Below are 25670 nucleotides of genomic sequence, written 5' to 3'. Positions count from 1 at the left end.
CCGGCCCATCAGCCTCGTTCTCCGGTATCCGCCTAAGGCGGATCCCCCCGTGTCAGTCGTTCTCGCAGGTCATACCCCCTCCAGGGGGATCCACCGGTATCCCAGACTCGCTTGACACCAAGCAGGTGAACACATCAGGCCCGGCGGCGATGTCACGCGGCTCCGTCATCGTTTCACACCAGTACTCACCCCCGTGCCCTACTCGCCTCCTCCTGTTCCTTCGTTCTCTTTTTTTATTGAAAGAGGCTGCAATTATCCGCGGTTTCACCTGTGGTCGGCTGTCCCCTGCTCAAGCGAACCGAACCATCCTGACCTGCGCAAACATTTCCGTAAAAGCGTGCTCATTCACGCGAAAAGATAGACGAAATTCCCCGAAATTAACCCGGAAAACTATTGCGCGGCGCCCCGGGGTCGAGTTACGTTTGTTGCGTCACCGGGAAACCGGAAATCGCAACAAATCACCGCACCGGGCGCGAATGGTTCCCCGGAAAGCGGAAACCGGAAAACACGTGATTGGGGATTGCTATGTGCTACGCCGATACCACCGACAACCCGGACGGCACCACGGCCGCGCATTGCTATTGCGGTTGGTGCAACACCTACCCCGACCACGACACCGCCGAAGCGGCCGCCGAATCCCACACCCGGGACGCCGAAGCGGCGGAAGCCGAATTCGCCGCCACCCACTGACCCCGCCCATCGTGCCACCGCGAAAGGGGGCCGAACACATGAACCACAACGCCGCCACGCCGCACCCGGAAGTGCCGACCATGCGGGCCGCCACCGTCGCCACGATCACCGCCCACGACTGCGAACGCTGGGTGTGTGTATGCGGGAACACGCCGCACAGTAGCGGTTTCTGCATGATCGACAGGAACGGCGACGACACCGCCCACGCCCCCAAACGGTGGGTCGAACCCTTGTACAAGTGCGACGGATGCGGGCACGTGATCGACGCCGCGACCTACGACGACACCACCCACACCGTCGCCGTCGTCGGCCGACTTCCCCGCCGCGCCCACTGATCACCCGACCGCGAAACCGCGACACCGCAACGAAAGGGGCAACACCATGAACCACGACGACGCGCCGGAACGCGTGGTGTACGTGGTCGACCCGACCATGGGCCGCGACGTGCAACCCGAAGTGGTGACCCGCACCAATACCGAAAACGAGTGCACCGTCACGGGTGTGGTGATCGACCCCGCCGACCGCCAACAACTGTTGTACGGCACGGTAACCGGGCCCGACGGGCGTTTCGTCGGTAGCTACTTTCCCGCCGACATCGTGTGGCAATCGGAATGGCGGGTGGTGACCGCCGACGGCGCCGAATACCCCGCCCCCAGCGAAGGGCACGCCGTGCTCGCGCTCACCACCACATTGCGCCGCGCGTAAAAGCTCGCCCTACTCGCCCCCGGTCCCCGCCGCACACAACCGCCGAAACCCATTGCTGTGAAGGGAAACCAGCACGATGACCACGAACGCCACGACTCCGGCCACGGGCACCGCGCCCGCCGCCCCGGGCGCGGCCAACCGGTTGCGCGGCGGCGAACTCCGCCGCATGGTGGCCGAACTGCTCACCCAGCAACCCCGCAACGCCGGACTGACGGCGGGCGCCGCCGCCCGCCTCCTGAACCGATCATCCGGCGCCGTGCTCAACGCTTTAAAAACCCTTGTAGCAAGGGGGGAAGCCGCCTACATGGGGCAACCGTCCCGGGCCTACCGTGCGAACGCCAGCACTCCCACCGCCGCCGCTGCCGCCGTGATCGGCACGCGCACCACCGAACCCGCCACAGCAACCGCCGCCACACCGCCCGCGCCCGTCACACCGAAACGCGCCCCCGGACCGAAAAAACCGACCGCGCCCGCACTGGTGACCGCACCGGTTCGACGCCCGGGCGGTCAGATGTACCACCCGCGCAAACTGGCGGGAAGTTCGGACGTGACGGTGTTGCGGCGGTTGCGGCAGAACCAGATTCCCTCGCTGCTGTACGGGCCCCCGGGAACGGGCAAGACGTCGCTGGTCGAAGCCGCGTTCGGCGATGCGGTGACCCTTCCAGGCGACAGTGACACCACGGTGGACGACATCGTGGGCGGGTATGTACCCACCCCGGGCGGAACCTACGAATTCGCGCACGGGCCACTGGTGACCGCGATGCGTGAGGGGCGCGCGTTCTTCATCGACGACTTCACCCTGATTCCCGCGCCCGTGCTCGCCGTGGTGTACCCCGTCATGGACGGGCGCGGGCACATCACCATCAAGACCAACAACTGGGAACGTGTCGACGCCGCACCGGGCTTCTACGTCGTGGGCGGGCACAACCCCGGGGTACACGGCGCGGTTCTCAGCCCCGCGTTGGCGTCCCGGTTCCGGGTCAAGATCCAAGTGACCACCGACTATGACCTCGCCGCCCGGATCGGGGTCGACCCGAAAGCGGTACGAGTAGCGAAAAACCTCGCCGCACGGCAGACGAAGGGCGAGATCGGGTGGGCGCCCCAGATGCGCGAACTCCTGGCGTTCAAAGACACCGCCGCCGCGCTGGACACCATCACCGCCGCCGGAAACCTGATCGCCGCCGCACCGGAAGAAGACCAGGACATCGTCGCCGACGTGGTCCGCAACATCTTCGGCGCCCACGTCACACCGCTCGCCGTCGGCGAACAGTTCTAACCCCCGGCCCCACCGGTTACCGCCGCCCGTGACCGTCCGGAAAGGACACACGATGACCACGCACATCGCCGCACCCGCCGCCACACCGACCGCCGTGTTCCCTGCCAAACCGGGATGGCTGACCCTGTCGGCCCGGTTCGGTGACGAGGTCCCCGCCATCGCCGACCGAGACGACCTCGTGGTCACCGTCGCCCCCGGGGCGGGCCACGACGCCCCCGCGTGTTTCTTCCCCGACCTCGCCGCCATCGAAGTCGACGGAATCCACCTCCCCAGCGGGGTCGACCCCGCCACCGTCGAACCGCACCGGGTCGGGGACCGCAAGCGCTACCGCACCGCATGGGGTCTGCTCACCCACGAATGCGCCCACGCGCAACACTCGGTATGGCGTGAACCCCCGGGCGCGCCACCGGGAGCGGCGGCCGCCGCGACCCTGCTGGAAGAGTCCCGCATCGAAGCGGCACAGCTACGCCGCCGCCCGCAGGACCGGTACTGGCTGCGCGGCAGTGCCACCCATCTCATCCTCGCCGACACCCGCGCCAACGACCCCGCCGCCGCGCCGACCATGACGAAACAGGACGCCGCGCAGACCGCTGCGCTCTTGCTGGCACGCGTGGACGGCGGCGTGCTCAACCATCGCGAAGTCGCCCGGGTCGAGCGCGTCGTGCGCGGCATCCTCAGCGACGACACTCTCGCCGAACTGCGCGCCATCTGGCGTGCGGCGCACCGGGTCGCCGATGACGCCGCCGCCGCCATGATCGAACTCGGGCGCCGCTGGTGTGAGGTCCTCGGCGACGACCCCGACCAGCCGCCGCCCGATCACGGTGCCGCCGATCCGGGCGCCCAGCCCGGCAACGGGACGCCGTCACCGTTGGCGCAAGCGATCACCGCCACCGCCGCCGCCATCACCCACGCGGCCGCCGACGACCCCGCGCCGACCGACCCCGTCACCGAAGCCATGGAGGCACGTGCCGCCGAGGACGCCGCCCGAGCCAGGGCCGTCAGCATGGCGAACAAGACCTTCGGGACCGGGACCAGCCCGTACGCCACCCACATCACGGGCACCCGCTTGCCCACCACGGCCGAACGTGCCGCCGCGCGGCACCTGGCCCGCACGCTGACCACCGCCGGAGTCCGCGACCGCACCACCACCACGACCACCTCGGCCATCCCACCAGGGCGGCTACGGGTGCGCGGCGCCATGACCGCCGCCGCACAACGCGCGGCGGGCGCCATCCCCACCGCCGAACCATTCACCCGCACCACCCGCAAAACCGTGCCCGCGCCACCACTACGGCTCGGCATCGCCTGCGACGTCACCGATTCCATGAAGGAGTACACGGCACCCGTCGCCTCGGCCGCGTGGATTCTCGCCCACGCCGCACACCACACCGACGTGCCCGCCACCACCGCCACAGTGACCTTCGGCTCGGGCCTGGTCACCCCGATCACACACCCCGGAGCCACCCCCGCCCGGACCACCGAATTCGGCACAGGCTACGCCGGACACGTCATCGACGACGCCATCGAAGCCCTCGACGGCGCCCTCGACCTCTCCCATCCGAACGCCGCCCGGCTCCTGGTGGTCATCTCCGACGGTGACTTCGAAGACGAGACCCGCGAACCGGGCCAGCGGCTCCTCGATCGCTTACGCGCCACCGGATGCGCGGTCCTGTGGCTGCTTCCCGGCGGTAGCCCGTGGCTTCGGCCGATGGACGGCGTCACGAATCACACCCTCACCGACCCCACCGCCACCGCCCGCGCCATCGGACAAGCCGCCACCGCCGCGCTACGCGCCACACGCTAACCACCCCCAGACCCCGGGCGGGGCGGACACCCTCCCCCTCACCTCCGCCCCGCCCGGGCCCACACCGAGACTTGGAGATGACTTACCGATGGCCGACACCACCATCGCCACCGTGGGCGAGCTGATCGCCGCCCTCGACCGATACGACCCCGCCGCCCCGGTACGGCTCGCGACACAACCCGACTATCCCCTGGAGAACCTTCTCGCGCGGGTTGCGTGCACCCCGGGCAATGCCGACGGCGATAGTCCCGCCAATAGCGACCAGCCCGTGGTGTGGCTCGGTGCGGGCGAACAGGTCGGGTATGTGCCCGCGCCCGCCGCCGACGCGTTGAGGTGGTCGTAATGGCCACCAACGAAACACACGACGACACATCCGCTTCGCTGGCAGAACGCGCGATCACCGTCGCCCGCCGTCAGCGCGCCATCGACCCGCGCGCCTTCGCCCACCGCGACACCATCCCGTCCTCGTGGAATCGCCGCGCGATCACCACTACCCATCTCGCGGTCGCGCTCGACGTCAGTGTCGAGTCCGTGATCGTGCGGGACGACCCCGACCGCCGCTACGGCATCGCAGCCAGTACCAGCCCCGGTGACCTCATCGAGGTCACCAGCGACGGCCGCCCCTGGTACTTCATTCCCGACGTGACCGGATTCGTCATGTGGACCTGGCTGTTACTCGGCCCGTGCCTAGCCTGCGAGGCACCGCGGGTCCCGGTCACGCGAGTCGCCGGCCTCGCCAGCCTCGGCGCGCACCTCGACCCCGAGCCCGAGCACCACTTCTTCGACACCGCAACCATCGAATTCCACGGCGACCCCGCCCACCGCACCCACTGCCTCTACGCCGCCACCGCGCCACACACCGCACGGGACAACGAAAAGGAATCTCAGTCATGACCACGGCTACGACCTCGCCGATCGACGAACCGGCACGCGTCTTCAAGAAAGATCGGGTAGCTCTCGCCGCGATCGAGGTCGCGACCGCGCTACCGGGGCACTGGACGGTCGGGCGCGGCCGTGACTTCGACGAAGTCGCCGACATCCTGTGCTTGGCCACCGGTATCCATCTCGGCTTCCTCGCGGTGCAGGAGCCGGGGTCGTGGCGCTACACACTCGTACCCGGGCCTGTTCCGGCAGACCTTCGGGAAGCCTTCACGTGGCGGAACGATGACGAGTATCCCACCGCCACGTTCACCGTCGGCACCCCTGCCACCGAGGTCGCGACCCGCATCCAGCAAAGGCTTCTCCCGGCTTTCCGCCAGTGGATCGACCACGCCCGCGCCACCCGGCGTGAACGAGACAAAGCCCGTGAGCGGGCACGCGAGGCCCGCGACCGGATCACTGCGCAACTGGAAGGCCAGTTCTTACTGGCGTGCGGGTCCGTCGCCGTCTATTACAGGGGCGATGACCGCATGAGCATCAGTTTGACCATGCCGGTCGACGACGCGCTCGCCCGCATTCCCGCGCTCGCACAGGCACTCCGTGCCGATGACGCCACCACCGCACTGTCCACGCCAACGGAAACCCAGGAGACGAAATGACCTCGATGACCACTGTCGTCTCACGTTTGCGCCCCGGCGATTTCTACGACTCTTCCCGGGCCGAGGTCTTCATCGGTACGGGCCCGGAAGCCGTGTTGTGCGGCTATCTCGGATCCGCGTGGCCGGACAGGGTGGCCGACCCCGCGACCGTCGCGGCACTTCCCGTCGGACGCGAGTTCCTGACCGCTACCACCGAGCCCGATTTCCTGATCGCGCTGGACAACCTGGCCGAGGCGTGGACGCTGAGTGGATTCGGACTGGCGGTATCCGGCTGCGACGACGAACTCGGAACGCTGGATAAGTGGTGGCGTTCGGACCTACTTGTTGGCAGCTCGTACACCTTCGACGGCGGCCGGGTCCTGTACCTTCCCGAGGGCCGCCCCAGCATCGACGACGCCGAGAACGACTGGCAGAACATCACCCTCGGCCGCGTGCCGTCCGCTGCCAGGGCGGGCGGGGCCAGCACTCTCGCGGGACGCGCGTGCGACGCGGTCGACCGGGCCCGCCGCCAGGATCCCGAATTCGATCTCCGCCCTCATGACTTCGAGCGCGATACCTGTCGGCGCGAGCTGGTCCGCGACGTGGCCGAGACGTTCGGGGTCGTGCAATCGGCGGTGACGGTCACCGACGATCCCGACCGGATACACGGTGGGTGGCGCTGGTTTCGCGTGACCATCACCGACGACGGCACCGACTATCGATTCACCTCATTCAGTGGCAGAGGGGACGCCCTGCGTGTCCTGGGGCCGTGCCCGGACTGCGGTCGCGAGGTGCCACTGGCGGACGTCATCGATCTGGTGTCCCTCGGCCGTGTCCTCGGTGCGCGGACCGATGGCCACCTCGTTGCCTGCCCACCCGAATCGAGGTACGGCGTCGGCCACACGTCGGCATGCCCGCGCCAGACCGGACAGTTCACGAAGCCAACCGCGACCAGGGAGAGGGCATCGTGATGGTCACGCGCACCGACTTCTACCTCGGCACCGGACCATCGGCGACGTGGCTCGGTTCCCTGCAGTTCGCCTGCCACCCCGACAACCTCCTCAAAGACCCCCACGGCCGAGCCGTGCTGACCGCGAGACAGCCCACTGCCTACCGGACGGCGGTGCGAGACCTGCTGCTGATGTGGGCCGTCAAGGGACTCGGCGCGGCACACGAGCCCCGCAACGGGTGGCCCTGGGACTGGGATACCAGCCACCGCAACGACTGGATCATCACCCACTACGACGGTGCCGCGCACATGACGGCGGGCGGCGGTTACCGCTGGCACCGCCTGGATCCCGACGATCCGCGCCCGCCGTTGCGGTGCGGCCCGCAGGACTTCGCTAGATGGCTGTGCGACCCGGGCGCGCCGCCCACGCTTCGGCTCCCGACCTTCCGTCCACGGCCGCGCTGACAGCTGTCCTGAGTGCCTGCCCGTGACAGAAAGCCTCCATTTCCCGCGCCAACTAACGAATGCGAGGAGAACTGATGCAAGACAGGAAGAACCGTCTCTTGTGGACAGTGTTGGCCGTGGTCCTGCCGGGACCGTGGACCCCGGTGGTCGTGCTCGCCTATGTCCTGGACCGCGCCGCCGCCCGTGACCGGGACGCCCGGCACCACGACGAGGAGCCTCCGTACCCGCCGCCCGATCCGTACGCCTGCGTCCCGGTGCCAGTGAGCCGGAACCGCACTGCGCCGTCACGTTAAGGAGGACCTGGCGATGTCGAGCACCACCGACTTCTACCTCGGACGCGGCGAGGCCGCCGAGTGGATCGGCTCCCTGCACGGGGAGTGCTATCCCGAGAACTTCCTCGCAGTCCCACCTTTGCGGCTGGCGGTGACCGCGACCGACGAGGCGACGTTCCGCGCGGCGCTGGCCGACACCTTCGATATCTGGGAGGACGAACGGCTCGGTCACGCGTACCGGCGCGGGCTCGGCTGGCCGTGGCCGTGGTACTCCAGCCACAACAGCACCTGGATCATCACCTTCGACGAGGCAGTGTTCGTCACGGTGGGCGGTGGTGTCCGCTGGCACCGCATCGACCCGCACGACCCCTGGTTTCCCGAAGGCGGGGACGACCCGCTCGGCCCGCCGGACCTGTACGCGTGGCTGCGTGATCCGGCCGCGCCGCCGTCGGTGCCGCTGCCGCTGATGCGGAAGAAACCCGCCGAGATGCCCATCATCGGCGGTGACACCCGATGAGCAGCACGACGCACGACTTCTACCTCGGGCGCGGCGCGGACGCCGACTGGCTCGGCTCGGTCCGTCTGGCCAGCTGGGACGGCCGCTGGCTCCACGAGATCACGCGCGCCCGGTCCGCGGGCGGGTTCATCACCCTCGTCGCTCTTTTCCTGCGCACCGCCGAGATCCACGAGGCCGGCGAGGTGACCCTCGGCAACCATGCGTGGCCTTGGCCCACCAGCCACGGCACCGACTATGTCCACGCGTTCGACACCGGCGCGGTGTGGACCGCGAGACGGGGTGACCGGTGGTCGCTGCGCGCCGACGAGTACATCCCGCCCGGACCGGATGAGACACCGTTGGTGTTCCCGCCTATGCGCGACAGCTGCGGATACACCGGGATCGACGCCGCCGACACCACCACCCGCCGCTACGGCCCGCTGCTGGGCGACACCTGCCTCCACGACCTGCCCCAGCTCGGGCTGCGGATCCTGACAGACCTCACCGGGCCACCTGTACCCGGTGCACCCAGCGCCCTCACCGAGCTCCGGGCACAGCTGCCACCGCACTTGCGCTACGCCGTCACCACCGACGAGACGGCGGTGGAGCTGGAAATCGAGATCTCCGGCTACCGCGACAGCGATCCCGCCGCCGACGCCACCGCGCACGCCTTATCGACGCTGCCCGCCCTCTACGGATGGACCGATCCCCTCGGCGGGCCGCCCCGCTTCGGTGTACGCGTGCTCATCGCCGACGACGGCCGCCACACCACGCACCCGATGCTTGCGGATCCGCGCACCCGCGCGGTAGTCGCCGCGTTCTGACCCCCCACGTTCCAGCCACCCCGAAGGAGAAGACGCCAATGTCATCGAACACCGCACCTGCCGACCCGTGCACCGCGACAGAGCCGCGTAGCGCCGCCGAGCACTGCGCCGCCGCCGAGGCCCTCTTCGCCCACGCCCGCGAGATCTACCCAACGCTCAGCAGCCGCGCGCACGACCAAGATGAATACCGGCGCTGCCTCGACTGGGCGCGCATGCACCTGCGCCTCGCCGAGGCCATCACCGCCGGAGCCGGACTGGTCCTCGCCCACCGCCAACTGCGCGCAAACCCTGACGTGCCCCTGCACGACACCTACATCAGTGCCGAGACCCGGCCCTGGAACGAGTACCTCAAAAACCAGCACAATCCTGCCGGGAGGTCGGCATGACCACACCGCCCGCCATCGGGTCAGATATGCCACCGCTGGAACCGTCCTGTCCCCGCTGCCACGCCAAGATCGGCCGCGTCCACCGCAAGTGGTGTCCCGTGGCTCGCTGCCTGGCCACCGGGCTGCAGCGCACAGGCCACGACGAAACGTGCCTGTGCGCGAAAGACACCTGGTCTGGGCGATGGCCTGGCGCGGCCGAGTGCTTCGAGTACGGCTGGACCTACGGGGACGGTCTCCCCGACCTTAATCGCCTGATGTCGACCGCCACCTGGGATCCGGTCGCGCACCGCTGGATCCGCCCCGGCCACCGGACTTCGACCGACTAGGACACGACTGTCGAAGGAGAGCCGCGATGACCACACTTCACCAGCAGCCTGGGCTCGCCTGCGGGCATCGACGGTCTCGAGAAATCCGAGGGTTGACGTGCACCCGGCCGCGCCACCCGACCTGATTGAGGAACCCGGCGTGATCGGTTTCCAGCCACCGAGCGGGACGCCACCAACGACGAGCGCCACTGGCCCGCGGGACTGGGAGGTCGCCTCCTTCGGCTGCAATCTTGATCACCACAGCGTGTCCTGGGATGCGTCGCGGCATCGTGCTTCCGTCCCGGCGCCGCTCGCCCGAGGGACACCTCCACACAGGCCTGGCGGAGTCCTGAGACCCTGGCACACGTTTAACGCCGCAACGAGGAGGACCTACTCGTCATGCCGACCGCCGGATCCCCCTCACGCTCCGCGGCGCCCACCCTGTTCGACCTCGCGGCCCGCTCGCTCACCCACGCCGACGCCTTCGCCCTGTCCGACGATCAGCGAACCGTCCTCGACCACGTGCGGCGGTGCCTCGCCGGCGAGGACGGGGTGAGGGCGGTGGTGGTGGTGGTGGCCGGCGCCGCGGGCACGGGCAAGAGCGCCCTCGCGTTGACTCTGCTCGGCGAGGCTGTGCGCGCCGGCTACCGGGCCCGGCACGCCACCGGCTCGCAGTCGTTCACCACGGCGCTGCGCAAGACCGCCGGATACGGCTCCCGCGTCACCCAGAAGCTGTTCCAATACTTCGGCACCGCCGCCGAACCGGACAGCCTGGATCTGCTGGTGTGCGACGACGCGCACCAGCTCCGGACCACCTCGAACACCCGCTACACGCCCGCCTCACGCCGCAGCGACCGGACGCAGGCCGCACAGTTGCTCGAGGCCGCCCGCGTCGTGGTGTTCCTCCTCGATGAGGACCAGGCGATCCGCCCCGGCCAGCTCGGCACCCGCGACTACCTCGCGTCCGCCGCCCAGGCCGGCGGCGCCACTGTGCACGCCACCGAGCTGACGAGCCAGCACCGCCACCGCAGCGTCCGCTACGACAGCTGGGTCCGTCGGCTTCTCGGCCTCGACGACGCACCCTGCCTGCCGACCTCATGGAACCCAGGCGAAGAACCCGCGCCGCGGTTCGAGCTGCGAGTGGCCGACAGCTCAGGCGAGCTGGAGCAGCTGCTGCGCGCGAAGACCGACCTCGGCGCGAGCGCCCGGATCACGGCCGGGTTGTGCTGGCCGTGGAGCGAGGCGAGACCAGGAAATCCGCTGGTCGGCGACATCGTGATCGGCGACTGGCGCCGCCCGTGGAGTGTGAAGGGCAAGCGCACGGTCAACGGGCAGCCGCCCTCGCCGTTGTGGGCGATCGACCCCGCGGGCGCCGGCCAGATCGGCAGCGTCTACAGCGCGCAAGGATTCGAGTACGACTACGGCGGCGTCATCCTCGGGCCCGACCTGCGCTGGCGAGACGACCGATGGGTCACCGATCCCGCCGCCACCCACGACGACGCCCTCGACGGCGCGGCAGCGGCCGACGTCGACCTGTGGGTGCGCCGCACCTACCGCGTGCTGCTCACCCGGGCCAGGGCAGGCACCGTCCTCTACTCCACCGACACAGAAACCCGCGCCCTGCTGCACGCCGTCATCGACGCGTAGCCGACAGGCCCCGCCAGTTACCGGTCCATGGAACACGGCCCATCACTGTTGTGAGGCAAGGAATGGGCCAAACGCCTTCCCGCCCCGAGGCGGGCACGATGCGGCCTACGGCGGCGGGCATAGGTGCCACCACCGTGCCGGATGGCGCGGCGGAGGTCATCGCTGGCATCCCCCGCTCAACCGGAGTTACCGACGGTCCACAGCGGCTACCGGGGGCGACCCCCGCGCCCCGGAAGGTATGAAGGATCCACGCGCGGGACCGGTTACCCCAGGGGAGGGGTGACGGCCCCGCGCGCGGATCAGGTGGCAGGCGTCAGGGTTTCAGCGCGGGCTCGATGGCGTCTTTGACTGTGTTCGGGATGTCGGTCTTATCTGGGTTGATGGCGAACCTTTTCGGTGCCTCGCATGTCTTGCGCGCNNGCAGTCCGCCCTTGGGCAGTCGGTCCTTGTCCGGTCGGGCGGTGCTAGTGGCGTCGGTGACCGCAGGCGACCCCGTCGCAGACGGCTCGGGCTTGGCCGCACCGTCCGTCGGATCCTGCGGCGCAGTGTTGGGCAACGGGTTGGTCCCGGCGTCGTCGGCGGCCGTGACCGGATCGGCGTCGTCCTGGGCGGTGTCCGTGGCGGTGGATTCCGGGGCGTCGTCGGTGTCGGAGATGGTCTTCTTCGTCGCTTCGCTGGTTTCGGTGGTGTTGCCCGCCGCAGTGTCCGACTGTGCGTCGTGAGTGTCGGATGCGGTGGTGTCACGGCCCGTCGGGGCGAGTGCCCAGGTGTCGGGATTGCGCGGGCCGTCTCCGGCAGTCCGGATCGCGGTGCCGTCGCGCCCCCAGCGGGCCAGAATTTTTGCGGCGGTCGAACGGCCGACTCCGGCGGCCTTCGCCAGTGCGGCGGTCGTGGAGGCGGGATTGGCTGTCAGCGCGGTCAGCACTTTGTCTTCCGTGGTGGGCGTGTTCTGCGTGCCGGGCGCATCGGACACGGCGTGCAGGTGGCGGTCGCCGTCGGTGGCGTCGGCGATCGGGGCGGTGCGGGTGGTGCGGTTCTTGCGGGACATGACGGACTCCATGCGTTAGCTATGGGATGGGATGGTCATGCCCCGGCCGGGGCGTTTGGCCCGCCGGTGCGCATCCGGTTGTTCGGGCTACACGTCTATGGACGCTTCATCACCGCGCCATTGTCAAGCGATCCGTCAAACAAGACATGTGTCTCATGTGGACACGTCGTGGATTTCCTTGTTTGCCCTATACGAACGGGTCACGTGTGGGTCCCGCCGCCGGGTGGTCCGGTGTTTCGCGATCCGCTCTGGGGTGTCACGTAGCGGGGCGTACCGGTGTGGGAGACGGTGCCGTAGCCGGCAAAGACCGCTCCGGGGCGCGATTCGTGAGCGCCGTGTCCCGGAGCGGTCTTTGTGTCGTCCCAGAGTTTCCCTATCCCTGGTGGAGAACCTCTTCGGCGGGGGCGGGCAGGGGTGGCGTGTCCCAGAGTCCGATGGCGCCGGCGCCTTCGGCGTAGACGGTGCCGCTGTCGTGGACGGCTTGGATGACCACGAGGTACCGCAGCTGGTAGGGGCTGCTGACGAACCGGTTGTAGTGGCTGGCGAGCGCGAACGCCGACCGGAACACGTCCCTCGTCACGTCCATACTCGGCGTGTCGGCGGTGCCGTGATCGCTGTGGGGTAGCCCGGTGATCGTGATGCGGATCTGGTTCTGCGGGCCGGATTCGTCCGCCGCGACGGCGAACTCGGCGTCGGCGTGGATCATGTCGTCGTCCTGGACGGCGACGAGGTCCTCGAGGACGCGGGCGGCGATGTCCCGAAGCGGCAGTTCGGCGGTGCGGTCGTAGAGGTCGCCGATGATGGCCGCGCGGGCGGGTGCTGGCTGGGCCGTCGGAGTGCCGATGCTTTCTGTGGTGCTCATGGTCCGGGTACCTTTCCCTGTGTTTGCAATCGCCTGCGGGTGCAGGGCGTCTGTTGCGGACAGTCGAGGCCAGCTCTCGTTACGGCGGGCGGCCGTGTCCGGGCTAGCGGCGTAGGACGTTGACGCGTTCGCCGCCGATGAGGGGTTTGTCTTCTGGTCCGGCGAGGTGGTCGGCGATCCAGATGGGACGGTGGTCGTCTCGGGTGCGGTAGTACTGGTTGCGCCAGTGGCCGCGAACGATCCAGCTGTGGTGGTATTCGCGTGTGCCTTTGCCGAAGGCGTCGCTGTGGCGTTCGGCGGGTGTGGTGCGGGCACGCCGGAGGTCAACGAGCCGGACATCTTGATTGAGAGTGGGGTCGTACCGTTCGATGCGACGGCGGGCAGCTCGGGGCGCAACTATCCGCTCGGAACGTACGAGGGTCTGGCCCAACAGGAGCCAGGTGGTGAGGATGGTGCGCTGCAGGGCGAGCTGCGCGTCGATAGTAGCGGCGGAGATGCCTTCGGTCAGTGCGCTGGGCCAGCCCGTCATGTCGGTGAACGTCATGGGTGTGAGGCCGCACCATTGGTAGCCGTGTGGCGGGGAGAAGCTCGGCGGAATCGGTGCGCGTTCGGTGTTGCTCAGGAATGTGGCCAGGAGGTGTTGGGCGGCTTGGTCGACGGCGTCGTCGTGGCTGGCGGGTCTGGTGCCGGGGGTGAGGGGTTGCGGGTTGAACGCGGCGGCTTTCCGCATCTGCGACAGGGCCTGCTCGCGCGGTAAACGGGCGAGCCTGCGTCCCACGTCGACCGCTGTCGGCAGGGGATCGGGGACGGTGCCCCAGGTCTGCACCCACAAGCCGCCACGTCCTGGACCCCACGAGACCAGGGAGACGTCGTTGTGCAATGCGTTGGCGGTTCGAGTGACGGGTGGGTGTTCGTAGATCATGAGTCCCATAGGGGCGGGCAGGTCTTCGGGGTGGAGGCGGTAGTCGGCCAGGGTGGTGGCGGCGTGGCAGGCGAGGTCGGTCAGGTCGGCGGACACGTAGAACAGCTCAGCGGCGGGGATCTGGGCGCGGAGTGTGTCCGCGATCGTGGCGCCGACGTCGTCCAGCGGCGGGAACGCGGGTTCGCCCGCCGAGTCCTCGGGCCGGGGGCCGACGAAGAACCGGTACCAGTGGCCCGCTCCGTCCGTTTCCGGGTCGCGGGTCCATTCGGTCATTCGTTTCCGGATCTCGGGGACGTCGTAGGCCGTGACCACCGTTGTCATCGCGAGTCACCGATCCGGTTCGGCGGTGGGTGTCGCCAGCGCGGTCTCGATGGTCCGCCGTAACGACGACGGCGCACCGGGGTGATCGGTCAGGTACGCCACCATGTGCGGGACGGGAGATGGGAAGTCGTCGCGTGCCAGCGCGGCCAGCGCGTCAGGATGCCGCCGATACAATCCGCCGACCGCCGCCGGGGCGACGGGGTACCACAGGTCACGGATCTCGTAACGGCCGTCGTCCCCGGGACGGATCACGCGCGGCGGTGAACCGTCGACGTCGCCCCAGGGGCCGCCGTCGTGGATTTCCAAGGCGTCCCCCCGCCAGGTGAAGCGGTATTCGGAGTTGCTGTAGAACGATCCCAGATGGATCCCGATCCAGCGCGCCACAGCGGGGCGGCACCGCAACCCGATCTCGACGTCATTGTTTGGGTTGGGCAGGGTGGGGAACCGGGTCTGGTCTTGTATGACGCCCGGTGGTGTCTCGTCGCCGGGGATGATGCCGGGGAATGCCGGTTTGTACGGCATCGCCACCCACGCCTCGCCCTCCGGCAACACCGGAAGCGCCGCGGCACAGCCGGGAACGGTTGCGGGTGTTCCGTCCATAAGAGACCCATCCCTTTGTGTATGCGATGCGCGATCCGCGCTATGACATGTCCAGGGACGCTCCATACATGCCGGAATGTCAAGCCAGGTGTACGTTTTGCCTCGTCCGCGCCGAGGTATCTTTTGGGCTAAGTATATTTCGGCGACTATTTCGCGAATTTTTACCTCTGTAGTCGTGCGTGTCGAGATGGGGTCGACAACAAGCGACTCCGACCCCAGAAAGCAACTCTGGTAAAGACTTGGCGCTTATGTTCAATCAGATTGTCAACTATTCGCCGAAACGGAGGTTTTCAAGTGGAAAAAATCGAAAGGTCCACGTCATCTCGTCGATAGTGGGATCGACAATAGGGATTCTTGTCACGCTGACTGCGGATTGCGATTACTGGTCAGTACTGAGTGCTTGCCGTGAGTGCTGTCTCAGAGAGCCGGGCGGCCGCAGTGATGTCAGCCATCGGCTCATCTGGACGCTATCTACCAGCTGTGTCGTGTAGCACAGTGCGGGTGATCAGCCTCACTGGGTGAATTTTGTGGACATTGGGACTATCGAGAGGGGTTTGCGTCCGCGTCGTCATGGCAGCAGCAGTGTTTGCCCGAAAAGGGTGTCCTCTGCCTACGGCTTTCAGTCGTGGGGCTGGCTATCAGGGCCCGTCCCGCCTTTAAGTTTTTAACGAATAAGTAACGTTGCATGTTCGCGTTTCTGGTGATGTAACGCCCTGCGCGGATCAGCGATGCAAGATCGCGTGGCGGGAAGCGGGGTTCTCGCCGCTGGCCCGCACTCCTGACGGCGTCGTCTTATGGCGCCCGTTTTGTAGTGCCCACTCGCGGTAAGTGCATCTGAGGCAGGTGCACTTACCGCGATGTGATCAGATTAACGAGGGGATTTATTCGTGTTGAGGTTGTCGCGGTTCGCGCTGAGATCGATCTGGTTCAGAGCCGCTGTTTTTCTGTTAATCGCTGTGCTGGGTATCACGACAGCCGAGGCGGTCTCGGCTCCGCCTCGCGCGGCGGCCGCCGAGCCGATCAACCCGCGTGACGTTCCTGTTCTGCCGTCTCCGCCGCCTGCCGGCGCGGCACCGGCGTCGCCGCAGGCTGGGGATTTCGCGGCTTCGTCGCGGCGTGACGGTGGGGCGGGAAGTCATTTCGACCCGCAGCGGTCGAAGCCGGTTGCGCAGGCGATGTTCAGGACCGAGTACCTCAACCCTGACGGTACGCACTCGGTGCGGGAGTCGACCCAGCCGCTGAACGTCCAGGACGCCGCCGGGAAGTGGCAGGCGGTGGATACGACGTTGGACATCGACGCGGCGACCAAGCGGTCTGCCGTCGACAACCACCCGCTGAACCCCTCGCTGGCCGGCAAGGCCAACGACCCCGCAGTGCTTCAAGTCGAGACCGCCGGGCACACCGCCGGCCTCGCACTGGACCAGGCCGCGCCCTCGGTCGCCGCGGTGAACGGTGACTCCGTCACCTATCCCGAGGTCGCGCCGGGCACCGACCTGGACTATGAGATCACCCCGGGTGCGGTCAAGGAGACCATCAAGCTGAAACGCCCACCGGCCGATGGTCGGTCGTCGTGGCGGTTCAAGCTCAACACCGGGGACCTGACACCGAAGCTGGACGCCACGACAGGTTCGATCTCGCTGCTGGACAAGACTGGGGCGGCGACGTTCGTGCTCCCGCCGGTGGAGACCTGGGATTCCGCGGGCAACGGGGAGACCGCACCGGCGATGACCGGCGGCACCTACACCCTCGAGCGGACCGGCGCGGAGTGGTGGCTCACGGTCGCGGTCGACGCGAATTGGCTGAAGGATCCGAAGCGGGTCTACCCGGTGTCGATCGATCCCACCTTCACCTATGGCGTGCAGTATTCCTTCGCGTTCCGTTCCGACGGCTCGAAGTGCACTGATTGTGGTCTGCGGATCGGGAACAGTCAGGCCAAGGGGGACACCTACAACCGGTCGGTCGCGCACCTGGATTACTCACCTCTGTGGGGCAAGACTGTCGTCGGCGCCACCCTGAACCTCACCCGCAACACCAGTGTTGTCGGGTCGGTCAAGACCTGGAACGCGAACCTGCACCACGCGTCGGACAACAACTTCAACGGCGTCGGCCCTTACCTGGCTTCCGCGCTGGTCGGTGACGTGGGCTCCTTCTCCAGCACGGCGTTCACGAATTTCCTGCGAGACCGGGTCAACGCCCGCGACGTCAATGTGTCGTTCATGCTCATCGGCGCCGAGAACCCCGGCACCTGGACCTACAAGAACCTCAACGCCACCCTCACTGTCGACACCGGCACCCCGCCTCCTGCCGCGGTCTTGGCCGGACCGGCGGACGGCACCGTGTCCACGTCGCTCACCCCGACGCTTGCGGTGAACCCGGCGACCGACCCGGACGGCGATCCGGTCAAGTACTGCTACCGCGTCGCGACCGGCGCCGACGCGAAATCCGGCGTCGTGGTCGAATCCGGCTGCCTGAGCACCCCAACCTGGACGGTGCCCGCCGGGATTCTGCAGGACGGTGTCGCCTACACGTGGCAGGCCCTGACCTACAGCGGGGCCACCACCACAACGCCGACGTGGATCGGCCACCTCAAGGTCGATCAGCGCATCGGTGACCGCGGCCCCTCCCCGAGCGACGACGCCGGCCCGGTCAGCGTCAATCTGGCCAACGGCAACGTCACAACCTCGCAGGACTCGCCGACGTTCACCACCGTGGCGGGCACGGCCGGTGTGACGATGACCTACAACTCCCAGCAGAACGAGGACAAGGGCCTCAAGGCGTCCTATTTCTCCGACCTGTCTCATAACGGGCTCATCAGCGACGCCCAACAGCCTGTGCTGGTGCGGACCGAGCCGCAGGTGAACGTCGACTGGGGAACGGACTCGCCGTTCTCCCCGGCTCTGGCCGCGGACTGGTTCGTCACCCGTTGGGAGGGCTTCTTCCAAGCCCCGGTCGCGGGGACCTACCAGTTCGCCGGTGTGCACGACGACGGGGCCGTGGTCTGGATCAACGGTGCGAAGGTTTACGACGTCGGTGTTCCCAGTGATGTGAACTGGACCCAGTCCACCAACGTCACCCTGGCCGCTGGGCAGCGCGTGCCGATCAAGGTGGAGAACGCCGAGGCCACCGGCGCGGCGAAGATGCGCCTGTTCGTGCGCACCACCGACAACACCACCGTCGCCCCGCAGATCGTCCCGGCGGACTGGCTCTACAGCTCGGACTTGCCCACCCTCCCGCAGGGATGGACCTTGTCGGCCGACCTCGACGGTGATGGCTCGAGCTACACCGAGGCGAAGGTCGCCGACCAGACCATCGTGCTCACTGACGCCAGCGGCGCCAAGCACACCTGGACCAAGAAAAGCACCGGCGGATACACGCCGCCCGCGAACGAGGACGGCACCCTCGCCCTCGACACCGCGGGAAAGATCACGCTGACCGACGGGGGAGACGTCTTCGTCTTCCGCGCGGACGGCAAGCTGGAGAGCCAGACCGGCGTCAGCGACAGCCGCAAACCCGCGACGTTGCAATACGTCTACGACGGTGCGCCGTCGCGCCTGCGGGAGATCAAAGACCCGGTGTCGCAGCGGTCGCAGATTCTCCGCTACAACCGTGCGGGTGATGACTGCTACGGAGGTGTCACACCGCCCACGGGCGCCGATGCCACCGCACCGGCGCAGATGCTGTGCCGGATCAGCTACTGGGACGGCACCGAAACCCGTCTTTGGTACACCGGCGGCCGGTTGTCCAGGATCGAGGACCCGGGCGCGGAGGTCACCGACTACGGGTACAACGCCTCCAGGCTGCTGACCACGCTGCGGTCACCGCTGGTCAACGACTGGATCGCAGCCGACCCGGCGGCCCGTGCGGGCGCTACCGATGTCCGGTCCGAGATCACCTACGACACCACCTCGGGCAAGCCCAAGGCCACCAAGGTGGTCGAGCCCGCGCCGATGCCGGGACAGCCCCGCCCGGCGACCTCCTACCGATACGACCCGGCGAACAAACAGACCTTCACCGACACCGCAGGGCTGACCCCGGCAATCGGATTCGCCGGCAAGGTCACCTACGACGACGCTGACCGCGCCACCTCGACCACCGACTCGGCGGGCAAGGTGTCCCGGCAGGAGTGGAACGCCAAGGACCAGCCACTGGCCACCACGGACGCCGCCGGCCGGAAGGCGACCACGGTCTACGACTACGCGGACCGTCCCATCGACTCCTATGGCCCCGCGCCCGTGTCCTGTTTCTCCGGCCAGCTGCCCAGCGGCACCTGCCCGGGCGGCATGTCGCACGGCCACAACGGCTATGACGAAGGCATCAACGGGCTCAGCGCCGCCTTCTACGACAACATGACTCTCACTGGTGCGCCGAAGGTGTACCAGACGGGGGTCGGGCAGGCGGACGGCACGGTCAAAAGCCGTTGGGAGTACAGCCCGGACGTCGTTCCCGGCATCAATTCCGACTCGTTCTCGCTTCGCTTGACCGGCGACCTCGTCTTCCCGGCGTCGGGTGACTACAAGCTGCGGGCCAACGTCGACGACGGCATCCGGATGTGGATCGACGATCAGCTGGTCATGGACTACTGGCAGATCAGCAACCCGGCCTGGCGCGAAGCGACCGTCCACAGTGACGCCGCAGGCCAGGCCAAGAAGATCCGCATCGACTACTACGACAACGGCGGTTACGCCAAACTCGACCTGAACTGGACCACTCCGGCAGGAGTGCAGGAACTCATACCGGGCACCCAATTGCGGCCGCGATACGGCCTGAAGACCTCGACCACGGCGACGGAGTCCGACGGGGTACCGGACAAGGTGGGCACGACCAAGTTCGATGAGAACGGCCTCGACCCGACCTACGGGCTGGCGACGTCCGGTGCGGCCAACCCGGCCGGGCTCAAAGTCGCGGGGGCGGTGTCGTACGAAACCCCAGGAGCGGGGTACCTGCGCAAAACCGGCAAGACCATGCCGACCGGGGCGAAGACCGGTTACGTGTACTACGGCGATGCGGAAAGCCGCGTCAACCCGTGTGACCAGGGCAGCGCGGCGGTCAACCAGGGTGGGATGCCGAAGCTGGCCACGTCCACGACGCCCGCGGCCGGAACGGCTCGGGTCGACGAGCAGGTTTACGACTCCTCTGGGCGGGTGGTCGCCGAGGCGACCGGCGGTGACTGGACCTGTACCAGCTACGACAGCCGGGACCGGCCGGTGCAGGAAAGGGTTCCGGCGAGCAAGGACGCGTCGGCCCGGACCGTGACGCACGATTACGCGGTCGGGGGTGACCCGCTCACCTCGTCGGTCAGCGACGACAAGGGCACGGTCACCACGGTTGTCGACCTGCTCGGACGGGTCGTCGCCTACACCGATGTCCACGGCGTTCGCACCAACACCAGCTATGACCAGGTAGGCCGGGTTGCGTCGTCCACGGTGACACCGCCGGACTCCGCGGACGCACCGCGCAGAGTGTCGTTCACCTACGACGACGCTGGGCGGGTCGTGACGGAGAAGCTGGGCGACCAGGTTCTCGCGACGGTTGGCTATGACGGCGCGGGAGAGCTCGCGTCGGTCACCTATGGCAACGGGTCGTCGCTGGCTTCCATTGCCAAGGACAACGGCTCCCGGCTGCTGTCGCTCGGGTGGAAGACGAGTGACGGCAAGGACGTTGTCTCGAAGGTCGGTCGCACATCGGCGGGCACGATCGTCGACGAGTCCCTGGCGGGGGCCGACGCTCGCCCGAACGCCCCGAACTACGTCTACGACGGGCTCGGCCGGCTGACCGAGGCATATGTCACCGGTCACCACTACACCTACGACTTCACCTCGAGCGCTTCGGTTACCTGCCCGGTGGGCACCCAGCCGAACGCGGGGCTGAACACCAACCGGATGCGGCTGCTCGACGAGACCGCCGGCGGCACGGCCGAAACCCGGTACTGCTACGACGCGGCGGATCGGCTGCTGGCCACCGAAGGTGCGACTGCCCTGTCCGGGTTCGGCTACGACGCGGACGGCAACACCACGGCCTGGACCGCGGCCGATGGCAGCACGACGACGCTGGCGTGGGACGGGTCCGACCGCAACATCGGCGTGAGGACTACGGGGGCGACCCCGGCGGATATCGCCTACGTCCGAGACGCGACCAACCGGATCGTCCGGCGTGACCCGCGCGATTGCGACAACAACTCCGTCGTGCGCTACGGCTACACCGGCGACGGGGACAGTGCGGACCTCACTTTGAACGGAGCCGGGCGGCTCACCACGTTGTCGTTGACGCTGCCGGGCGGGGTGCTCTACACGTCGAAGGTCGGTTCCGATGGGGCGTTCACACCGTCGTTCGACCACCCGTCGGTGCGTGGGGACTTGGTGCTGTCCACCGATGCAGCCGGTCGCCAGGTCGGGAACCTGCGCACCTTCGATCCGTACGGTCAGCCGCTGGCCACTTCGGGCGTGGTCGACACCCAGAACGTGCCGGACAACTCCCTAGGCTCGATGGACTACGGGTGGCTCGGTCAGTACCAGCGGCCCTATGAGCACACCGGTGCGCTGTCCCTCGTGCAGATGGGGGCTCGGCCGTATAGCCCGCTGCTGGGCCGGTTCCTCTCGGTTGACCCTGTCGAGGGCGGTTCGGCGAACGACTACGACTACGTGGTCGGCGACCCGATCAACGCGACAGATCTCGACGGAACCATGTGGGGTTGGCTCAAGGCCACCGTCAACGTCGTGACCAAGGTCGCCGAGGTCGCTTCGTGGATTCCCGGTCCGATCGGTGCTATCGCGAGCGGCGTGGCCGCGGTCGGCAACGCTGTCCAGGGCAACTGGGGTGCCGCTGCGCAGTACGCTATGGGCGCCCTGACCGGAGGCGCTTCCCGCTATATCGGTGCGGCGGTGAAGGTCGCGCGCTCCGTCCGCGCGGTAAGGCACGTACCACAAGCGCGTAAGGTACGTGTCGGCGGTGTGATCACGGGTTACACCAGACACGGCTTGCAGCGGGTGATGGGCTCGCGGGGTGACGGTGGCGTCCACCCCAGGGCGATGCTCGATGCCGTGCGGAACCCCCGGAAGGCCGTCACGAACATTAAGCGGAGAACATCGGCCTATCACGGGAAGCACGCGGTCGTGGTGGTCAACCAACGGGGCAAGGTCGTTTCGGCCTGGCCGAAGGGAAAAGCAGGAAGGCGGATGCCTCGCCGATGAACGAACAACTCGAACGGTGGAAGCTGCTCCGGCGCCTCGCCGCGGACTACTTGTGGAGATGGGATATCTACGGGGTGGGCGAGGATCGCCAGTTCGCTCCGACCGAGTACGACGATTGGGCCGAGGACCTGACGAAAGTGCTGATGCGCGAGCCGACACGCGAGACGGTGCGTGCTGTGCTTGCCCGGCGGATCGCTGAGGACGGGATCAGTGGGGAGTCGCTCGGGAGTTTCGACATCGACGGTCTGCTCGCCGAGATCGGGTCTTCGAAGGAGCGGTGAATGGTCAGGGCCCGACTGGGCCTCTGGTGCGGCTCGACGTAACCATCGCCTCGCACAAATTTCTCGTCCGAGGAGTTGTCGGTGGTCGAGTTCGCGATGATCCAGTTGCGGTGCGGCACGACGGCTACGGCCAGGTCGGGCTGTCGGCGTGCTCGGTTGTTCGGCGGGAGGCCAGTTTCGCGGCGGCGGTGCCGGCGAAAAGCCGGGCGAGGGTGAAGTCGGTGTCCTGTGGGTTGCACGGGAGGCGGTGGTACATGGCGAAGGTGCCGAGCAGGCTGCCGTCACGGGCCAGGATCAGTGTGGACCAGTGCCTATTCCCGGGCGTAAGTCCACATCGGACTCGTTAGAGGACAAGGTCACAGTGGCCGTCGGACAGCGGAAAGCGCTCCGGCGGCCACTGTCCATGCCCTGACATCGAATCCCGGGTGGCGCTGTCAGGGCGTATGTCTTGCGGTGGGGAGCAGGTAGCCCCCTTGGAATAGGTCGTCTAAAGGTTGTCCCGTAACGATGTCGTGCCTGGGTCGATGATCTTGGCGTGGAGCAGGTGATCAGCGCGGACCGGCCGGAGTAGGTGCCGGTGTTCACGGGTCTGTCGGTCAAGCAGTTTCGGAAGCTGGTGCGGATCGTGGCCGGTCGGGGTGGCGAGCAGACCGGGGCCGGCCGGCGGCGGGGCCTGTCGTTGGCGGATCGGGTACTGCTGACGGCCGTGTACTACCGCACGAACCTGACGGGGCGAAAGTCAACTCTGGGTCTGCAGTCAAGTTTCCGACCAACGTAGTCGTGGTCTCTCCAGTCATTGTGATCAAACTCCCTAGTTCAATGAAGAAAGCTCAACGAGACTTCGTTGCACGGCAACGATCAACTGGCCGCCGTACCGTCCGGTTCACGAACTCCAGTGGTCGGCTACGGTCAGCACACGGCCCGCACCCGTGAGTTCCAGCCGTACATGGCTTCAGAAATCGCGAACCCTCGGGTGTCGGCACTGTCGAATAGCCTGATCCGACGGCAGAAATCCCCGCAGCAAGCCACCGCATGTTCAACTGGTGTCAGCGCCATACCATCGCCGACCAAGGCCCGATAGCCTGCTCTGTCATGCATCTGATCCTGATCCGCCACGGCGAATCGCACCACACCGTCCGCGGCATCGCTTCGAGCGAACGCGGGTGTCTCGGTCTGACCGACCATGGGCGCGGGCAAGTTGACGCCCTGCGAACGCGGTTTGCCGGTGAACAGCGACGGGTCGACACTCTGCTGTCTAGCACCGCTGACCGGGCTCGCCAGACTGCAGAACTCCTGCACCCAGCATTCGGCACTGACACCATCGTGGCCGACCGCGACTTGTGCGAGTTGCGGCTCGGTCAAGGCGACGGGTTGCCCAGGGCGAAGTTCAAGGCGAGGTTTGGCTCGTTCGACCTCGTCGCCGCACCGAACCAACCAATCTGTCCCGACGGCGAGAGCTGGAACGACTTCCGCAACCGCGTTCACAACATGCTCAACACACTGGCCGCGACCTACCAAGGCAAGACGGTGGTAGCCGTTACCCACGCTGGCTTCATCGTGGTCGCGTTCATGATCCTGTTCGCGATTCCCCGCCCCGGAACCGGAACACGCATCGATCCAGACTTCACGTCCGTCACCGAATGGGAACACGACGACACGACCAATATCTGGCGCCTGGTCCGTTTCAACGACACCGCTCATCTCCGGCTCAAGACCACCTGACATCTCACGTGGAATCCATGACATCTCGCCGACCAAGTGACACAAGCCGAGCCGAAGTAGACTTGTCCAGGCGGGCGAGCCGTCAGGCTTTCAGCGCGGGCTCGGCGGCGTCGGTGTTCGTGTTCGGTACGTCGGTCTTGTCCGGGTTGATGGCGAACCTTTTCGGTGCCTCGCATGTCTTGCGCGCNNGCAGTCCGCCCTTGGGCAGTCGGTCCTTGTCCGGTCGGGCGGTGTCGGTGGTGTCGGCGACCGCAGGCGGTTCCGCCGCAGACGGCTCGGTCCCGGTCGTGCTGTCGGCCGGATCCCCCGGTGCGGTGTCGGGCACCGGGCTGGTGTCGTTCTCGACGTCGGCGGCAGTTACCGGACCGACCTTGTCGTCGGTGGTGTCCGTGGCGGGGGACTCCGCGTCGTCATCGGCGTCCGAACCGGTGGTGGTGTCCTGCGCTGCCGTGGTGTTCGTGATGGTCGCGCCGTCGGTGTCGGAGGTGGTCTCCTCTGCCGCCTCGGTGCCGTCGGTGGCGTCGCTCGCTGTGGTGTCCGGTCGCGTGTCCTCGGTGCCGGGTGTGGCATCACGGTCCGACGGGGCGAGCGCCCACGTGTCGGGATTGCGCGGGCCGTCTCCGGCGGTCCGGATCGCGGTGCCGTCGCGCCCCCAGCGGGCCAGGATCTTCGCGGCGGTCGAACGGCCGACTCCGGCGGTTATCGCCAGTGCGGCGGTCGTGGAGGCGGGATTGGCGGTCAGCGCCGCCCGCACTTTGTCTTTTGTGGTGGGCGCGTTCTGCGTGCCGGGCGCATCGGACACGGCATGCAGGTGGCGGTCGCTGTCGGTGGCGTCAGGGATCGGGGTGGTGTGGTTCTTGCGGGACATGACGGACTCCATGCGTTAGGTATGGAATGGGGATGGTCATGCCCCGGCCGGGGCGTTTGGCCCGCCGGTGCGCATCCGGTTGTTCGAGCTACACGTCTATGGACGCTTCGTCACCGCGCCATTGTCAAGCGATCCGTCAAACAAGACATGTGTCTCATGTGGACAGCGCCGCTTGTTGACTACCGGTGACGTGTCACGTGGCAGCGGCAACCAGTCAAAGAAGCTTGCCGGAGGCGTCGCCGGGGCGGTCGGCGGGTGTGGTGAGGGCGCGACGGAGGTCGACCATGCGGACGCCGTGGCAAGGTGACAGACGGCTGGACGACGTGGCAGTGAGGTTGCCCCCGGGAATCGGACACCGGGGTTTATGCCACGAGGGCGAGGTCTTGACGATACAGCCAGCCTTCCTGGGTGGGCAGGTAGGTGATGTCGCCGACGAACCGCTCGCCGGGCGCGTCGGCGGTGAAGTCCCGGCCGATCAGATCCGGTGCTGGTGCGACGGCCGTGTCCTGCTTGGTCAGCGAGC

General features: G+C 67.5%; 22 protein-coding genes and 2 pseudogenes. 20 read left to right on the top strand and 4 right to left on the bottom strand.

Annotated elements, in window-relative coordinates:
• Positions 1–525 precede the first annotated feature (525 nt).
• The 16 genes from BS329_RS43770 (at position 526) to BS329_RS03610 (ending at position 11336) form a co-directional block, all read left to right on the top strand.
• Complete coding sequence (locus BS329_RS43770; RefSeq protein ID WP_167479984.1) at positions 526–690, top strand: hypothetical protein; 165 nt, start codon at positions 526–528, stop codon at positions 688–690.
• A 38-nt stretch (positions 691–728) separates the two neighbouring features.
• The gene (locus tag BS329_RS03680) at positions 729–1025 is read left to right on the top strand and encodes a hypothetical protein (protein WP_076155697.1); all 297 of its coding nucleotides are present in this window, start codon (positions 729–731) and stop codon (positions 1023–1025) included.
• A gap of 46 nt (positions 1026–1071) precedes the next feature.
• Positions 1072–1395 (top strand): hypothetical protein, encoded by a 324-nt coding sequence (locus tag BS329_RS03675; RefSeq protein ID WP_076155696.1) that lies wholly within the window; start codon positions 1072–1074, stop codon positions 1393–1395.
• Positions 1396–1471: 76 nt separating this feature from the next.
• Entirely contained in the window at positions 1472–2671 is a 1200-nt protein-coding gene (locus BS329_RS03670) for an AAA family ATPase (protein WP_076155694.1), read from the top strand.
• 52 nt (positions 2672–2723) lie between these two features.
• Positions 2724–4475 carry a hypothetical protein gene (locus BS329_RS03665; protein ID WP_076155692.1) on the top strand — a complete coding sequence of 584 codons (1752 nt, stop codon included), beginning with the start codon at positions 2724–2726 and terminating at the stop codon, positions 4473–4475.
• Between the two features lie 88 nt (positions 4476–4563).
• Positions 4564–4818, top strand: a complete 255-nt coding sequence (locus BS329_RS03660) for a hypothetical protein (protein WP_076155691.1) — start codon at positions 4564–4566, stop codon at positions 4816–4818.
• Positions 4818–5369 (top strand): hypothetical protein, encoded by a 552-nt coding sequence (locus tag BS329_RS03655; protein WP_076155689.1) that lies wholly within the window; start codon positions 4818–4820, stop codon positions 5367–5369. The genes BS329_RS03660 and BS329_RS03655 overlap by 1 nt, the downstream gene beginning before the upstream one ends.
• Entirely contained in the window at positions 5366–6013 is a 648-nt protein-coding gene (locus BS329_RS03650; protein WP_076155687.1) for a hypothetical protein, read from the top strand. The genes BS329_RS03655 and BS329_RS03650 overlap by 4 nt, the downstream gene beginning before the upstream one ends.
• Positions 6010–6963, top strand: coding sequence for a hypothetical protein (locus BS329_RS03645; RefSeq protein WP_076155686.1), 954 nt, complete (start codon positions 6010–6012; stop codon positions 6961–6963). The genes BS329_RS03650 and BS329_RS03645 overlap by 4 nt, the downstream gene beginning before the upstream one ends.
• The gene (locus tag BS329_RS03640) at positions 6963–7406 is read left to right on the top strand and encodes a hypothetical protein (protein ID WP_076155684.1); all 444 of its coding nucleotides are present in this window, start codon (positions 6963–6965) and stop codon (positions 7404–7406) included. Before BS329_RS03645 ends, BS329_RS03640 begins: the two co-directional genes overlap by 1 nt.
• Positions 7407–7480: 74 nt before the next feature.
• On the top strand, positions 7481–7699 hold the full coding sequence (locus tag BS329_RS03635) for a hypothetical protein (protein WP_143252829.1): 219 nt from the start codon (positions 7481–7483) through the stop codon (positions 7697–7699).
• A gap of 13 nt (positions 7700–7712) precedes the next feature.
• Positions 7713–8195 (top strand): hypothetical protein, encoded by a 483-nt coding sequence (locus BS329_RS03630; protein WP_076155681.1) that lies wholly within the window; start codon positions 7713–7715, stop codon positions 8193–8195.
• Positions 8192–8998, top strand: coding sequence for a hypothetical protein (locus tag BS329_RS03625; RefSeq protein WP_076155680.1), 807 nt, complete (start codon positions 8192–8194; stop codon positions 8996–8998). Before BS329_RS03630 ends, BS329_RS03625 begins: the two co-directional genes overlap by 4 nt.
• Before the next feature lie 38 nt (positions 8999–9036).
• Positions 9037–9384, top strand: a complete 348-nt coding sequence (locus BS329_RS03620) for a hypothetical protein (protein WP_076155678.1) — start codon at positions 9037–9039, stop codon at positions 9382–9384.
• Entirely contained in the window at positions 9381–9710 is a 330-nt protein-coding gene (locus tag BS329_RS03615; RefSeq protein ID WP_076155677.1) for a hypothetical protein, read from the top strand. Before BS329_RS03620 ends, BS329_RS03615 begins: the two co-directional genes overlap by 4 nt.
• A gap of 378 nt (positions 9711–10088) precedes the next feature.
• The gene (locus tag BS329_RS03610) at positions 10089–11336 is read left to right on the top strand and encodes a DNA/RNA helicase domain-containing protein (protein ID WP_076155675.1); all 1248 of its coding nucleotides are present in this window, start codon (positions 10089–10091) and stop codon (positions 11334–11336) included.
• Between the two features lie 1421 nt (positions 11337–12757).
• Here the strand turns inward: BS329_RS03610 and BS329_RS03600 are convergent.
• The 3 genes from BS329_RS03600 to BS329_RS03590 all read right to left on the bottom strand — a co-directional run bounded on the left by BS329_RS03600 (position 12758) and on the right by BS329_RS03590 (position 15089).
• A complete protein-coding gene (locus tag BS329_RS03600) occupies positions 12758–13246 on the bottom strand; it encodes a hypothetical protein (RefSeq protein ID WP_076155673.1) in 489 nt (162 codons plus the stop codon).
• A 103-nt stretch (positions 13247–13349) separates the two neighbouring features.
• A complete protein-coding gene (locus tag BS329_RS03595) occupies positions 13350–14489 on the bottom strand; it encodes a hypothetical protein (protein WP_244197013.1) in 1140 nt (379 codons plus the stop codon).
• Positions 14490–14495: 6 nt separating this feature from the next.
• Positions 14496–15089 carry a hypothetical protein gene (locus BS329_RS03590; RefSeq protein ID WP_076155672.1) on the bottom strand — a complete coding sequence of 198 codons (594 nt, stop codon included), beginning with the start codon at positions 15087–15089 and terminating at the stop codon, positions 14496–14498.
• A 956-nt stretch (positions 15090–16045) separates the two neighbouring features.
• On the opposite strand from BS329_RS03590, the gene BS329_RS03585 reads away from it, so the two are divergent.
• The 4 genes and pseudogenes from BS329_RS03585 to BS329_RS03570 all read left to right on the top strand — a co-directional run bounded on the left by BS329_RS03585 (position 16046) and on the right by BS329_RS03570 (position 24279).
• The gene (locus BS329_RS03585; RefSeq protein WP_244197012.1) at positions 16046–22276 is read left to right on the top strand and encodes a PA14 domain-containing protein; all 6231 of its coding nucleotides are present in this window, start codon (positions 16046–16048) and stop codon (positions 22274–22276) included.
• Positions 22273–22557: a hypothetical protein gene (locus tag BS329_RS03580; protein ID WP_076155670.1), complete on the top strand. Its 285-nt coding sequence runs from the start codon at positions 22273–22275 to the stop codon at positions 22555–22557. The genes BS329_RS03585 and BS329_RS03580 overlap by 4 nt, the downstream gene beginning before the upstream one ends.
• Before the next feature lie 571 nt (positions 22558–23128).
• Positions 23129–23296, top strand: a pseudogene (locus tag BS329_RS44345) (IS5/IS1182 family transposase); the annotation flags it as partial.
• Between the two features lie 353 nt (positions 23297–23649).
• Positions 23650–24279 (top strand): histidine phosphatase family protein, encoded by a 630-nt coding sequence (locus BS329_RS03570; RefSeq protein WP_076155667.1) that lies wholly within the window; start codon positions 23650–23652, stop codon positions 24277–24279.
• Between the two features lie 1257 nt (positions 24280–25536).
• Here BS329_RS03570 and BS329_RS42325 read toward each other — a convergent pair.
• Positions 25537–25670, bottom strand: a pseudogene (locus BS329_RS42325) (IS3-like element ISMasp3 family transposase); the annotation flags it as partial.

Origin of the sequence: Amycolatopsis coloradensis (genome assembly GCF_001953865.1) — a bacterium.
Taxonomy (GTDB): domain Bacteria; phylum Actinomycetota; class Actinomycetes; order Mycobacteriales; family Pseudonocardiaceae; genus Amycolatopsis; species Amycolatopsis coloradensis.
Note: the sequence above shows the minus strand (reverse complement) of the source record. Positions and strands in the feature narration are given on the sequence as shown.